The sequence below is a fragment of the Vulcanococcus sp. genome (assembly GCF_044369115.1).
Classification (GTDB): Bacteria; Cyanobacteriota; Cyanobacteriia; order PCC-6307; family Cyanobiaceae; genus Vulcanococcus.
The window spans coordinates 1-13,933 of sequence record NZ_JBIPMN010000055.1 but is presented as its reverse complement, the minus strand read 5'-3'; the positions used below and the strand labels follow the sequence as shown (position 1 = coordinate 13,933).

At 65.0% G+C, this 13,933-nt stretch carries 12 protein-coding genes; 5 read left to right on the top strand and 7 right to left on the bottom strand.

Features of this window, described 5'->3' with window-relative positions; all coding sequences use genetic code 11:
• Window positions 1-2,436, top strand: a 2,436-nt coding sequence (gene leuS / locus ACIQ2E_RS05950; protein ID WP_398327561.1) for a leucine--tRNA ligase, incomplete at its 5' end; no start/stop codon positions are given.
• Between the two features lie 102 nt (window positions 2,437-2,538).
• Here leuS and ACIQ2E_RS05945 read toward each other — a convergent pair.
• Window positions 2,539-4,143: a glucose-6-phosphate isomerase gene (locus tag ACIQ2E_RS05945; protein ID WP_398327558.1), complete on the bottom strand. Its 1,605-nt coding sequence runs from the start codon at window positions 4,141-4,143 to the stop codon at window positions 2,539-2,541.
• A 292-nt stretch (window positions 4,144-4,435) separates the two neighbouring features.
• Between ACIQ2E_RS05945 and ACIQ2E_RS05940 the strand changes: the two genes are divergently transcribed.
• Window positions 4,436-5,137 (top strand): helicase DnaB, encoded by a 702-nt coding sequence (locus ACIQ2E_RS05940; RefSeq protein ID WP_398327555.1) that lies wholly within the window; start codon window positions 4,436-4,438, stop codon window positions 5,135-5,137.
• On the opposite strand, the gene ACIQ2E_RS05935 is transcribed toward ACIQ2E_RS05940, so the two are convergent.
• The 3 genes from ACIQ2E_RS05935 to ACIQ2E_RS05925 are packed head-to-tail and all read right to left on the bottom strand — an operon-like array spanning window position 5,138 to window position 8,072.
• Complete coding sequence (locus ACIQ2E_RS05935) at window positions 5,138-5,980, bottom strand: N-acetylmuramoyl-L-alanine amidase (RefSeq protein WP_398327552.1); 843 nt, start codon at window positions 5,978-5,980, stop codon at window positions 5,138-5,140. It lies immediately after the preceding gene.
• A complete protein-coding gene (locus ACIQ2E_RS05930) occupies window positions 5,980-7,707 on the bottom strand; it encodes a M61 family metallopeptidase (protein WP_398327549.1) in 1,728 nt (575 codons plus the stop codon). Before ACIQ2E_RS05930 ends, ACIQ2E_RS05935 begins: the two co-directional genes overlap by 1 nt.
• An 8-nt stretch (window positions 7,708-7,715) precedes the next feature.
• Complete coding sequence (locus ACIQ2E_RS05925; RefSeq protein ID WP_398327546.1) at window positions 7,716-8,072, bottom strand: DUF1257 domain-containing protein; 357 nt, start codon at window positions 8,070-8,072, stop codon at window positions 7,716-7,718.
• A gap of 57 nt (window positions 8,073-8,129) precedes the next feature.
• Between ACIQ2E_RS05925 and purN the strand changes: the two genes are divergently transcribed.
• A complete protein-coding gene (gene purN / locus ACIQ2E_RS05920) occupies window positions 8,130-8,741 on the top strand; it encodes a phosphoribosylglycinamide formyltransferase (RefSeq protein WP_398327543.1) in 612 nt (203 codons plus the stop codon).
• On the opposite strand, the gene argC is transcribed toward purN, so the two are convergent.
• Entirely contained in the window at window positions 8,738-9,802 is a 1,065-nt protein-coding gene (argC, locus tag ACIQ2E_RS05915) for an N-acetyl-gamma-glutamyl-phosphate reductase (RefSeq protein ID WP_398327540.1), read from the bottom strand. The two genes, purN and argC, sit on opposite strands and share 4 nt — an antisense overlap.
• 144 nt (window positions 9,803-9,946) lie before the next feature.
• Between argC and ribBA the strand changes: the two genes are divergently transcribed.
• Entirely contained in the window at window positions 9,947-11,506 is a 1,560-nt protein-coding gene (ribBA, locus tag ACIQ2E_RS05910) for a bifunctional 3,4-dihydroxy-2-butanone-4-phosphate synthase/GTP cyclohydrolase II (RefSeq protein ID WP_398327563.1), read from the top strand.
• Between the two features lie 51 nt (window positions 11,507-11,557).
• Here the strand turns inward: ribBA and ACIQ2E_RS05905 are convergent, their stop codons facing one another.
• On the bottom strand, window positions 11,558-11,998 hold the full coding sequence (locus tag ACIQ2E_RS05905; RefSeq protein WP_398327537.1) for a peptidylprolyl isomerase: 441 nt from the start codon (window positions 11,996-11,998) through the stop codon (window positions 11,558-11,560).
• A 68-nt stretch (window positions 11,999-12,066) separates the two neighbouring features.
• Between ACIQ2E_RS05905 and ACIQ2E_RS05900 the strand changes: the two genes are divergently transcribed.
• Window positions 12,067-12,978 (top strand): S-methyl-5'-thioadenosine phosphorylase, encoded by a 912-nt coding sequence (locus ACIQ2E_RS05900; protein WP_398327534.1) that lies wholly within the window; start codon window positions 12,067-12,069, stop codon window positions 12,976-12,978.
• Here ACIQ2E_RS05900 and murQ read toward each other — a convergent pair.
• The gene (murQ, locus tag ACIQ2E_RS05895; RefSeq protein ID WP_398327531.1) at window positions 12,964-13,875 is read right to left on the bottom strand and encodes an N-acetylmuramic acid 6-phosphate etherase; all 912 of its coding nucleotides are present in this window, start codon (window positions 13,873-13,875) and stop codon (window positions 12,964-12,966) included. The genes ACIQ2E_RS05900 and murQ overlap by 15 nt on opposite strands.
• Window positions 13,876-13,933 lie beyond the last annotated feature (58 nt).

The following is a 13,933-nucleotide window of genomic DNA, read 5'->3' as shown; positions in this document are numbered from 1 at the left end:
AAGGTGCTTCATCCGATGGGCTGGGATGCCTTCGGCCTGCCAGCGGAGAACGCAGCGATCGAGCGGGGCGTGGATCCCGGCGCCTGGACCGACCAGAACATCGCCTCCATGCGCGAGCAGCTCAACCAGTTGGGCCTCTCTATTGACTGGCAGCGCGAGGTGGCTACCTGCCACGCCGATTACTACCGCTGGACCCAGTGGCTGTTCCTGCAGTTTCTGGAGTCGGGGCTGGCCTATCAGAAGGACGCCACGGTCAACTGGGATCCGATCGATCAGACCGTGCTCGCCAATGAGCAGGTGGATAGCGAGGGGCGCTCCTGGCGCTCCGGCGCCCTGGTGGAGAAGCGCAAGCTGCGCCAGTGGTTCCTGAAGATCACCGACTACGCCCAGCCACTGCTCGACGACCTGAGCAAGCTTGAGGGCTGGCCGGAGCGGGTCCGCACGATGCAGGCCAACTGGATCGGCCGCAGCACCGGGGCCGAACTGCACTTCACCTTGGTTGACGCTGCCGGCAACGACACGGCCGAGCGAATCACCGTCTTCACTACCCGGCCAGACACGATCTTCGGCGCCTCCTATGTGGTGCTGGCACCAGAGCATCCGCTGGTGGCGCAGCTCACCACGGCTGACCAAGAGATCGCGGTGGAGGCCTTCTGCGATCTGGTGTCGCGCCAGAGCGAACAGGAGCGCACCGCCGAAGACAAGCCCAAGCGCGGCGTGCCGATCGGGGCCCAAGTGCGCAACCCGGCCAACGGCGAGCTGATTCCGATCTGGATCGCCGACTACGTGCTCGCCGAGTACGGCACCGGCGCCGTGATGGGTGTGCCTGCCCACGACCAGCGCGATTTTCTGTTTGCCCGCCAGTACGAGCTGCCGGTGCAGCAGGTGATCATTCCCGACGGCAGCGATGAGCACGCCTTCGCGGGCGGCGCCTGGACTGAATCCGGGATACTGATCCACTCCGGCCGTTTTGATGGCCTGTCCAGCGGCGAGGCCAAGCAGGCGATCACCGCCGCTGCTGAAGCCGAAGGTTGGGGCCGCGAGAAAGTGCAGTTCCGCCTGCGCGACTGGTTGATCTCCCGCCAGCGCTACTGGGGCTGCCCGATCCCGGTGATCCACTGCGACAGCTGCGGCGTGGTGCCCGTGCCCGCCGATCAGCTGCCAGTGGAACTGCCAAAGGGCGCCAGCCTCGCCGGCAAGGGCGGTTCACCGCTGGCGCAGCTAGAGAGCTGGGTGAACGTGAGCTGCCCCTGCTGCGGCAAACCCGCCAAGCGCGAGACCGACACCATGGACACGTTCATGTGCTCCAGCTGGTACTACCTGCGCTACAGCGACGCCAAGAACGCCGCGCTTCCATTCAGCACAGAAGCGGTGAACAGCTGGCTGCCCGTGGATCAATACGTGGGCGGCATCGAGCACGCGATCCTGCACCTGCTCTACTCGCGCTTCTTCACCAAGGTGCTGCGTGATCGGGGCCTGCTCAGCTTCGATGAACCCTTCCAGCGCCTGCTCACCCAGGGGATGGTGCAGGGCATCACCTACAAGAACCCCCACACCGGCAAATACATTTCCCCCGCCGATGTGGCCGATCCAACCGATCCCCGCGATCCGGCAACCGGCGACGTGCTGGAGACGTTCTTCGAAAAGATGTCGAAGTCGAAGTACAACGGCGTGGATCCCGCCGTGGTGATCGACAAGTACGGCGCCGACACGGCCCGGATGTTCATCCTGTTCAAGGCGCCTCCCGAAAAGGATCTCGAGTGGGATGACGCCGATGTGGAAGGGCAGTTCCGCTTCCTGCAGCGCCTCTGGCGCCTGGTGGATGGCGCCTGTGAGCGCGGCCTGAGCCTGGAGGCGGGAGCCGGTGGCCCGGAGCTGGTGGCCAAGACCATCGGCGACGCCGCTTCTAGCGGCGGGCTCAACCCGGCGGAACAAGAGCTGCGGCGAGCCGTGCACACCGCTATCACCGAGATCAGCGATGACCTCGATGGCGATTACCAGTTCAACACCGCCGTTTCAGAGCTGATGAAGCTCAGCAACGCGATGGGCACGCACCTCGAGGGCAGCGGTGAGGTGATCGCCTGCGAGGCCCTGCGAAACTTGCTGATCCTGCTCGCTCCCTTTGCGCCCCACCTGGCCGAAGAGCTTTGGCTGAAGCTCGGTGGCCGCAACGCCGGCGATGCCCTCGCCGCCAGCAGCATCCATGCCCAGCGCTGGCCCGCCGCCGATGCCAGCGCCCTGGTGCGCGACACCGTGCCCCTGGTGATCCAGATCAAAGGCAAGGTGCGCGGCAATCTGGAGGTGCCGGCCGATGCCGACAAGGCCACCCTGGAGAAGCTGGCCCTCGAGAGCGACATCGCCGCCAAATGGCTCGAGGGCAAGGCCCCCAGCCGCATCATCGTGGTGCCCGGCAAGCTCGTGAATTTGGTGCCCTGAACGCGGATGGCTTAGGGGGTCCGGTGTTGCCTGACAGCGCTCTCCACCTCGGGATATCCATGGATATCCCGAGGTGGAGACGCCAGAGCGAGAGCCCTGAAGTCAGTCGTGGGTGAACACGAGCGAATCGGGCTGACCCCAATCACCGCGCGCATCGATGTGGCGGCGGTTGGCGCAGAGATGGCGGAGGATCCAATAGAGCGGCTCCGGCGAAGGCAGGCCCATCAGCTGCTGCAACTCCGCCAGAGTGTGCTCGCGCCTGTCGGCCATGGCTTGCTCCAGGCGCGCTTGTAGACCCAGCAGGGCAGCTGCCGCTTTCTTGCCAGCTTCCACGCCGGGCTGGTGGTAGGCGTTGATGTTCACCAGCTCGCCGTAGTAGCCCACGGCCCGCTCGAACAAGGCGATCAGAGCGCCAAGGCTGCGAGCATCCAGCTTCTGCATCGTGATGCTCAGGTTGTATCGCCCCTCCTCGGTGAGGGCTGAGCGGGTGCCCTGGAGGAAGCCATCGAGGAAATCACCGGGGTTCTCGCCCTCGAGAGGCGGGATGTCACCCGGGTCTTCAAGCACCTCGATAAACGTCACGAAGTAGTTGTCCACGCCATCGCGCAACTGCTGCACGTAGGCGTGCTGGTCGGTGGAGCCTTTGTTGCCGTAGACAGCAATGCCCTGGTGCACCACGTTGCCCTGGCGATCGAGCTTCTTGCCGAGGCTCTCCATCACCAGCTGCTGCAGGTAGCGGCTGAACACCTCCAGGCGGTCGCGGTAGGGCAGCACCACCATGTCGCGCTGACCACGGCCACCAGCGGCCTTGAACCAGGCAGCAGCCAGCAGAGCGGCAGGGTTGCTGTCGAGGGTGGTGGCCGCGCGCGTCACCGCATCCATTTCGGCGGCTCCGGCCAGGAAGGCGCGGATGTCGGAGCCGATCAACACGCCGGGCAGCAAGCCAACGGCGCTGGTGATGCTGGTGCGGCCACCCACCCAATCGAACATGTCGAAGCGGGCAAGCCAATCGCCCTGCTCCGCCTCCTGATCGAGGCGGCTGCCGAGCATGGTCACTGCCACGGCCTGCTTGATCCAATTGCCACCCGCGGCTTCCACGGCACGGCGGGCCTGGAGCATGCCGATGTGGGGCTCAGGCGTGCCCCCTGATTTGCTCACCACGATCACCAGCGTGGTTTTCAAACGCTCACCCAAGGAGGCCAGGGTGCGGCGCATGCCGTCGGGATCGACGTTGTCGAAGAAATGGAAGGGCAGGCCGGCACCGGGATCCTGCAGGGCCCGGATCATCAACAGGGGGCCGAGCCCGGAGCCGCCGATCCCGATCCACAACACGTCGGTAAAGCGGGATCCGCCGTCCGGTTGGATCGCGCCGATCAGCACATCACGGCCAAAGGCCTCGATGCGGTCGATCTCCGCCTGAATGTGCTGACCGCTGGCGGCGTCGGGAGCCAGCGATGGGTTGCGCAGCCAGTAATGCCCCACCTGGCGCTGCTCATCGGCATTGGCGATGGCCCCACCTTCGAGCTCAGCCATGGCCTGGAAGGCTTCCTTGAAGCGGGGCCGCAGGTTGCTGAGCACAGCCTCATCGAGGCCCATCCGGCTCACATCCAGCCAGAAACCAAGGCTCTCGTTGTGCCAGAGCTGGCTGCAGAACCGCTGCCACTGGCTATTGGCGTCAACGCCGGGAGCGGAAGCGGTGGATGTCATGAAGCCAGTTCAGGCAGGCGCAAATCGAACCTATCGGTGAAATCTCTAGGGGCAAACCCTTTTGAGACGAGAAACAAGCCAAAATGGCGAGACTGATTCGAGACTGTGTGGACAAGCACACAGACGTGCGCCGAACGGCTTAGCGAATTGAGACAAGGTTCGTAAGCTTTGGTTAATACCCCCTTTCGCTCTGGGCCAGACGCTCCGCCACAGCAGTACCCGCATCGCGCTCTGCGCGGGCGCCTTAGGGCTCGCCATGCTCAGCCTGGGCAGCGTGGATTGGTCTGTACGGATGGGCCGCTCAACTGCCCCCACGGCTGACCGCTCCAGCCTGGCTGAAAACCGCGAAGCTGACCCCACAACCTTCACAGCGGAGGAGCTGCAGGAGCTGCAGCGCCGCTTCGGCGTGCACGGGCCTCAACCCAAGTTGGCGCAGCTGTTCACCAAAGGCGTTGATCAGCTCACCCCCCTTCGCAGCCATACGGTGACGCGGCTCGATGCTCTGCGCCCGGTGGTGTGGCGCGAAAGCCATCGCACCGGGATCAACCCGATGCTGCTCGCCGCAATTCTGTTCGATGAGATGCAGCACGCCAAACCAGGCGAAGACCTGCCTCTTGCCGCCCATTCAGGTTTGTTCAGCACCCATGGCCCAGCTCAGCTTGGGCTGAGCGAAATGGTGAAACAGGGCTTGCTGCGAGAAGAAGCCAGCCCCGAAGAGGTGGCCGCAGCCCGCGATCAGCTGCTGGATCCCGAGCGCAACGTGGAGCTGTTGGCCGGGAAGATGGCACGTTTGCTGTTGGTGCTCAAGCAGCCGGCCTCGTCCACGTTCAACGTCAGCCAGAACCGAGGTCGCGCCAAAACCGTCGCCACCTTGGCCTACCTCCACAATGGCAAGCTCGACTATCCCGCTCGGATCCTCCGCTACATGCAGGATCCGGAGCTGCATGGCCTGATCTTCAGCGTGCAGCGCAAGCCGGCGCCCGAGCTGATCTGATCAGCAGAGAGCGTTTAGGGCAGCCAGACGCACCTGAAGCGCGTTCCACTCGAAGCTGCGGGGGTCAGCCCGCTCGCCGCCAAGGTCCACGTAGCGGTGGGTGGTGATGTGCTCAAACGGAATGCGGTACCGACGCATCCAATGCGCCAGCACCACCGCCAGAGCGTCGTACTGAAGACTGGAGTACCCGCTGTGAGCTGAGTCGGCGTCCTCACCATCGAGTGGCGTTTCCAGGCTCAGGTGCAGCGCGAAGTTGTTCACGGAGCCATCCATGTTGGGGTTGGTCACGTCCCAACGACCCTTGAAGGCGGAATAACCGGCGCCGAAGGCGCGCTTCGAAGGATCCAGGGTCTCCACCACCTGGCCGTCCTCACCGACCAACAGGTGATAGCTCACCTGGTCCTGGTCGTGGGGGTGATGGGTGGTGAAGGTGTTGATGGCGGAGCCGATGCCGTAGACGGTTTCGTGCAAAACCACCAGCGAGGGATTGGTGTCCACGCTGTTGCCGTAGGCATCACGGGAGGTGCGTTCGCCGTAGTTGCTGGGGTCGATACTGACCCGGCGGATGCGCTTGGGCAGATCCCGTTGCAACGCCTGAAGCCGCTGGCGAAGCGTTTGATCCTGCACGCCGCATTGGCGCGAAAGCGGGCTAACCCAGGCGCTCTGCTGCGGTGGCGCCGGTGCCTTGGGGCGCTGAGCCACGCCGGGTAGCGACACCGGCAGCGGATCACGCTCCTGATGGAGAGCCAAAGCCACAAGAGCCAGGACGGAGGCACCGGCGAGTACCGCCGCGGACCAAACAGGGGGCCTGGTTGTTTTGCTGTCGCTGAAGGGCCGCACCATCAGCCCACCTGCGCTGGCTGCTGGAGCAACCAGCGGTGTTGAGCAGCCATCTGCTCATCAGTGGCGTTGGCAACACGCTTGAGCAAGTAACGCTCTACGTGGGGGGCCTGAGGGTGGAGCTCAAGGCTGCGCAGCTGGGATCGCCTTGCAATCAGCAAGGTTTGGCACTGATGGCTGCGCAGGGCACGTTGCAGGTCGTCCGGGGATTTCAGGCGCTGTCCATCCAGAGCCACCAGCTCATCACCGACCATCACACCGGCTTGCTCTGCCGGAGCGCCGCGCACCACCCGAGCCGCCATGAGACCGCCGGCCTCTTGACGCGTTGTCAGTCCTGCCCATGGCGTGCTCGCCATCTCCGCGTCCAGGAATAGACCCACACTCGATAGGTAGCCATCGAGATCTGGATCGTCGAGCTCGCGCAGCCAACGGGGTAGCTGGGTCGCCAAGTCTGGAGAGTGTGTGGAAAAGGCTTGCACCAGATCAGCCTCGCTATAGCCGCGCCCCCAGCGTCCGTGGCTCAACCAGAGCTGGCGTAGCACCTGCATCAACGAGCCACCGTTGCGGCGCAGCTGCAGATCCAGGCACAGGGCCACCACCGCGCCCTTGAGGTAGTAACTCACCTGGGCATCGGCTGCATAGGCATCAGCCTTGTAGAGCTTCACCCAGGCCTCCTGGCTGCTCTCCCGCAGGCTCTGTACACCGCGCCCTGGAGTGAGCCGGTAGCGGCTCAGGTCTTCAGCCAAATCCGTGAGGAGATCCGCGGGGTCACTCAGGCCAGCGCTGAGTGGCAGGAACTGATCGAGGTAACTGGTGACCCCTTCGGCAAACCAGAGGCTCGGCACCACCGGCGGCCGGTGGTAGTCGATCGGGGTGAGCTCCGCTGGTCGCAGCCGGCGCACGTTCCATTGATGCAGATATTCATGGGCCACCAACTGCAGAAAGCGGCGATAGCCATTGGGCTTCTCAAAGTTGCGGCGTCCGTAGACAAGAACCGTGCTGTCATCATGTTCAAGGCCGCCGTAGCCCTCGTCCACCAGATGCAGGATCACCAGATAGCGGTGGGCGGCCGGGGAGGCAACACCCATCAACCGGCAACAGGACTCGCAGACGCGCCGAAGATCCTCAAGCAGTTTCGGCTGCCTTTTCAGTAGCCAGCGCTCCTCACCAGGAGTTCCTGCCCAGCACACCAGCTGATGGGGAACACCGTGCACCGCAAAATCGTGAGGCTGGTGCGGACCAGCCTCGAGGGGGCTATCGAGCAGGTGATCCAGGTCGCGGGCCTGCCAAACACCGTTGGAGCTTGGAAGCGGCACAAAGGCCTGCCAGCCCTGCGGCAGCGTGCAGCTGAGCTGATGGCGGCTCCAGCGCTCACCCGCCAGTTCGAGCACCACAGCCGCCAGAGCCAGAAAGCCGTGCTCGTGATCCAGGTGACAGGTGCGCACGGTGAGTTCCGTCGCCAACACCCGATAGCGAATGGTGAGAAGACAGCCGCAGGGGTCGCACACCACACCCCAGGCGGATGGCCCCAGGCGCTGGAGCTCGAGCACCTGGCCGCTCTGCTCCACCACCAGGCCCTCAAGCTGGCGCACGTAATCGCGCATCAGATAGGAGCCCGGCGTCCAGCCAGGCAAAGCGAGGCGCATCCGCGCCAGCCGCGGCGCAAGCTGGATCTGAACGGACACCAAATGTTGTTGGGGCTCGCTCAGATCAAGATGGACCTGAACCACGGCGTGCCTCAGGGATTCAGGCTGTTGGCAAGTTCGAGGGTGGCGCCGGGCAGATCCTGGGAGAGGCTGCGCAGGGCTTGCCGGGCGGCATAGCGGCGTGTGATCGCGCCGAGCAGCTGCTGCAGCGAGCGGGAGCGACCGAGCTGCTGGAGATCTCCCACCAGAGCCAGCTGACCGGTGGCGTCATGGCGCCAGCCCAGCCAGGTGCCCTCGGGAAGCTGAACACGCACGCTGACGGCCTCACGCTGATCGGCAAAGCCACGCAGGTCGCCGCCGCGGACCACCGTGAGCTCAAGATCCTCAAGCGCCTGAACAAGCACATCCTCATCACGGAGGACGGTTGGCAGGATGGAGAGATGGGACATGGCCCGACACCCGATCCTCCGAACCCTAGCGAGCCCAACCTGTCGATCCAGTGGCCGTTGCCACCAGATCGCCCGCCCGCCGGAGCTCGCCCATTGCGCCTGGGGGTGATGGCCTCGGGAGAGGGCAGCAACTTCGAAGCCTTGGTGGCCGCATGCCAGAGGGGGCAGCTGGCAGCCACGGTGTGCCAATTGGTGGTGAACAACCCGTGCTGCGGCGCTGAACAGCGCGCCCTGCGGTTGGGCGTGCCCTGCACGGTTCACGACCACCGCAGCTACTCCAGCCGTGAAGCACTCGATCAGGCACTGATTGCCAGTTTTCAGGCCGCCGATGTGGAGCTGGTGGTGATGGCCGGCTGGATGCGCATCGTTACCCAGGCCTTGATCGATGCCTATTCCGAGCGCCTGATCAACATTCACCCCTCACTGTTGCCCAGCTTCCGCGGCGCGAAAGCGATCGAGCAGGCCTTGGCAGCCGGCGTTCAGCTCAGCGGCTGCACGGCCCATCTGGTGAGCCTGGAGGTCGACACGGGGCCAATTCTGGTGCAAGCGGCCGTGCCAGTGCTGGAGGCCGACACGGTGGAAAGCCTGGCTGCACGGATCCATGCCCAGGAGCACCGGATCCTGCCTCTGGCCGTGCGGCGTGCCGCCGAACGGCTGGGGCTGACCTAGGGATAGAAGGGCAGCAGGGGCAGACCAGTTTCCGCCGGCAGCCCCGCCATCAGGTTGAGGCACTGCACGCCCTGGCCGGCCTGGCCCTTCACCATGTTGTCGATGGCGCACATCAGGATCAGCTGGCCGGTGCGGCCATCCACCTGCACCGACAGCAGCGCGCGGTTTGTCTGACGCACCCACTTCGTCGAGGGGTAGGTACCCACGGGGAGCACCTGCACACAGGGGGCGTGGCGATATGCCGCTGCCAGCAGCGTGGTGAGATCTTCAGCGGTGAGGCCTGGATCCCGGAGTCGGCCATACACCGTGGCCAACAGACCCCGCACCATCGGAATCAGATGCGGCGTGAACTGCAGGGCGATGGCGTGGCCTGAAGCGCGGCTGCACAGCTGCTCGATCTCACTGGTGTGGCGATGACCCACCACGCCATAAGGGGCAACACCTTCGGAGGCTTCAGCCAGAAGCAGATGCTCCTTGGCGGCGCGGCCGCCACCACTGGTGCCGGTCTTCGCATCGATCACAATGCCGCCCGTTTCAATCAAGCCCTGTTTGAGCAGCGGTGTGAGCGCAAGCAGGCTGGCCGTGGGGAAACAGCCAGGTGCTGCCACCAACCGCGCCGCCGCGATCCGCTCCGCCTCCCACTCCACAAGGCCATACACCGCTTCTGAGCAAAGTTCGGCGTCGGTGCGGGGGAAGGAGCGAGCCTCCGAGGCGTAGACCTCCTTCCATTGATCCAGGGAGCTGTAGCGGTAGTCGGCGGAGAGGTCGACCACCTTCACGCCCCGCTCCAACAGGGGAGGAACCAGGGTGGAGGCCAGGCCATTGGGCAGGCTCAACACCGCTAAATCAGCCGCAGCGGCGATCGCTTCAGGATCAGGCGACTGCACCACGGGATCACCCGGCAGGGGCAGAAATGGCGTGAGCTCGCTCCAGCGCTTGCCGCTGCTGCGCTCGCCGCCGAGGAAGCTCACCTCCAACTCAGGATGGCCCTGAAGCAGGCGCAGGGTCTGCAAGCCGCCGTACCCGGAGGCGCCGATCACCGCAACGCGCTTGCTGGCCATGCCGGGATGTCAGGAACGTCGGATCGTACCGGGCTCTATAAAAGTGTCTGCAACCCGGGCCCGGCGGGCCCTCCACCCCTGAACCCAAGCGCTTTCCCGTTCGACACCATCGCCGATGGCCTGGCGGCAATCCGCAATGGCGAAATGGTGGTGGTGGTGGATGACGAGAACCGAGAGAACGAAGGCGATCTGATCTGCGCAGCTCAGTTCGCCACGCCGGAACAGATCAATTTCATGGCCACCGAGGCTCGGGGGTTGATCTGCCTTGCCATGGAAGGAGAGCGGCTTGATGCCCTCGATCTGCCCCTGATGGTGGATCGCAACACCGACAGCAACCAGACCGCCTTCACCGTGAGCGTGGATGCGGGCCCAGAAAACGGAGTCAGCACTGGGATCTCCGCTGAAGACCGGGCCCGCACCATTCAGGTGGCCATCCATCCCGCCACCCGCCCGGGGGATCTACGCCGCCCGGGCCATATCTTTCCGCTGCGCGCCAAGCAGGGCGGCGTGCTCAAACGCGCAGGCCACACTGAAGCCGCCGTGGATCTGGCCCGCCTCTCCGGTCTCTATCCCGCCGGAGTGATCTGCGAGATCCAAAACATGGATGGCTCCATGGCGAGGCTGCCGCAGCTGGTCGATTACGCCCAGCGCCACGGCCTGCGGCTGATCAACATCGCCGATCTGATCCGCTACAGGCTCGATACCGAGCGCTTCGTGCGCCGCCAGGCGGAAGCCTCACTGCCCAGCTCCTTCGGCAGTTTCCGCGCCATCGGCTTCCGCAACGAGCTCGACGGCAGCGAGCACGTGGCCATCGTGAAAGGCCAACCCGAACAGGCCGATGGCCCCGTCTTGGTGCGGGTGCATAGCGAGTGCCTCACTGGCGATGCCTTTGGCTCCCTGCGCTGCGACTGCCGCCCGCAGCTCGAAGCTGCCCTGCGCATGATCGAGGAGGCAGGCGAGGGCGTGGTGGTGTATCTGCGCCAGGAGGGCCGCGGCATCGGCCTGATCAACAAGCTGCGGGCGTACTCGCTGCAGGATGGCGGCCTCGACACGGTGGAAGCCAATGAACGCCTGGGCTTCCCCGCCGACCTCCGCAATTACGGCGTGGGTGCCCAAATCCTGAGCGATCTTGGGGTGCACCGGTTGCGCCTGATCACCAACAACCCGCGCAAGATTGCCGGCCTGGGCGGCTACGGCCTCCAGGTGGAGGATCGAGTGCCGCTGGTGATGGACCCCAGCCAGCACAACGCCGCCTACCTACAAACCAAGCAGGCCAAACTCGGCCATCTGATGGATCCACCAAGCGGCCGCGGTCCTGCCGCGGTGCTGGCCTGGACGACGGCAGCGGACGAAGAACTGAGCGGGGAAGCCAAGTCGGCCCAGTTCCAGCAACTGCGCACCTGGTGCGATGAGCACAATCTGGAGTTGGAACTGGAAGAGCACTCCCGCGTGCTGGCGCTACTCAATCAGCCCGACTTAGCGGTGCTGGTGGCGAGCGGTGATGCAGCGCAGCTGGTGCAGATGCTGCACACCATGGCTGGATGGCCGCAAACCGGCAGCGTCAGCCTGCTTCTCGCGCCCGATAGCCAGCGCACCGCGCATCCCAGCAACACCTTGGAAGCGGAGCGACGACCACTCCTAGAGCTTCAGGCGAGTCGCCCCCAGCTCCGGGTCGACGCCGGAACGCTGATGCGCTGGAGCTAAACCCGGCGCATCAGCGTTGTCAGCGACAGGCTCAGTCGCAATCAGTCCCGATCAATCGCTGATGGTGACGCTGGTGATGCGGCTGCCGTTCTTGAGAGCCATCACCACATCCATGTTGCCGGTGTGACCGAACACGGTGTGCACGCCGTCGAGGTGGGGCTGGGCCTCGTGACAGATGTAGAACTGAGAGCCACCGGTGTTGCGGCCAGCGTGGGCCATGGCCAGGGTGCCGGCTTGATGCTTCTGGGTGTTGATTTCGCAATCGATCTGGTAGCCAGGGCCGCCGGTGCCGGCCATGCCGCGAGCACCTTCACGGCTGTTGGGGCAGCCGCCCTGGGCCATGAAGCCGGGGATCACGCGGTGGAAGGCCAGGCCGTCGTAAAAGCCGTCCTTGGCCAGCTTCACGAAGTTGGCCACGGTGTTGGGCGCATCGGCTTCGAACAGCTCCAGTTCGATCGTGCCGGCGTCGGTCACCATCACGGCTTTGGTCACGGCGGAGAAAACGCAAACAGAAGTCAGTATGGGCGCTCCGGTAGAAGGGTGAGAGGCGCAACCGAACCATGGCCTCACCCACCGGTCTGAACCTCCCCCAGGCCCGCCTCGGCGTGCTCGGCGGCAGCGGTCTCTATGCCATGGAAGGGCTGGAGAACGTGCAGGAGCTCACCATCGACACGCCCTTTGGCCCCCCCTCCGACAGCCTGCGGTTGGGAACCCTCGGCGGCATGGAGGTGGTGTTCCTGGCCCGCCATGGCCGCCACCACACCTATCTGCCCACGGAGGTGCCCTACCGGGCCAACATCTGGGCGATGCGCTCCTTGGGCGTGCGCTGGATTCTCTCCCCCTCAGCGGTGGGTTCGCTGCAGGAGCAGGTGAAACCACTCGACATGGTGGTGCCAGATCAATTCATCGACCGCACCATGCAGCGGCCGATCAGCTTCTTTGGCGAGGGGGCTGTGGCCCACGTGGCCCTGGCCGATCCCTTCTGCGCGAGCCTCAGCCGCCTGCTCGGTGATGTGGCCGACAGCCTGATGCCGGAGGGACGCAGCCTGCACCGCGGCGGCACCTATTTGTGCATGGAAGGCCCCGCCTTCTCCACCCGCGCCGAATCCAACCTGTACCGCAGCTGGGGTTGCACGGTGATCGGGATGACGAACCACACCGAGGCACGCCTGGCCCGCGAAGCGGAGATCGCCTACGCCACCCTCGCCATGGCCACCGACTACGACTGCTGGTACGCCGATCACGACAGCGTCACCGTGGAGATCGTGATCGGCAACCTGCGCGCCAACGCCGAGCTGGCCACGCAGATCGTGCGTACCACAGCAGAGCGCATCGGTGTGCAACGCCCAGCCAGCCAGGCCCACACCGCCCTGCGCGATGCCTTGATGACGCCGGCTGATCAGGTGCCCGCTGCCACACGGCGCAAGTTGGACCTGTTCACTGAGCCTTACTGGGGCTCATTCGAGGGCTGAGCGCAGCTGGCCGCCGTGGCTGGCGAGCTGTTCACGGGCGCTGGCCGCACCGATGCCGCAGCGGGCCATCAGCAGTGCCAACTTCACGGAGCCCTCGCTCTCCTGCAGCAAGGCACGGCCGGCGTCACGGTCCACGCCGGCCAGATCAGCCAGGATGCGCAGGGCTCTGTCCTCGAGCTTGCTGTTGGTCACCGCCACATCCACCATGCGGTTGCCGTACACCTTGCCCAGCCGCACCATTGCACCGGTGCTGAGGATGTTGAGGGCCATCTTGGTGGCCGTTCCAGCCTTCAGGCGCGTGGAACCCGTCAACACCTCAGGACCCGTGATCAGGCGGATGTCGATATCACAAGGCATGGCAACCTGCTCGGCCGGCACGCAGGCCATGGCAATGCTCAGGGCACCGATATTGCGGGCGTGGCTCAAGCCGCCATGCACGTAGGGCGTGGTGCCGCCCGCCGCGATACCCACCAAGGCGTCTGCAGCGTTGAAGCCGCGGCTGATGAGATCATCACGGCCCGCGTCGAACAGATCCTCGAGGCCTTCTGAGCTGCGCAACAGCGCCGGAGCCCCACCCGCCAAAACGCCCTGCACCAGCTCCGGAGCACTGCAGAAGGTGGGCGGACACTCCGCCGCATCCAAAACACCCAACCGGCCAGAGGTGCCGGCGCCCAGATAAAACAGGCGACCGCCGGAACGCAAACGCTCGGCGATGGCATCGATTGCGGCGGTGAGAGCTGGTGCCGCAGCAGCCACAGCCTCCTGGGGGCGGCGGTCCTCTTCAACAAACACCGCCACAAGATCGGCGGTGCTCAGGGCATCGAGATCAGCACTGGAGGGGTTGGCCTGCTCGGTGAGCAGATGGCCCCGTTGCACATCCGCAAACGAGCTGCTCACAGCAGACCCTCAAGCCGGCGACGGAAATCTTCGAGTTCCGCATTGCCGGTGCTGATCG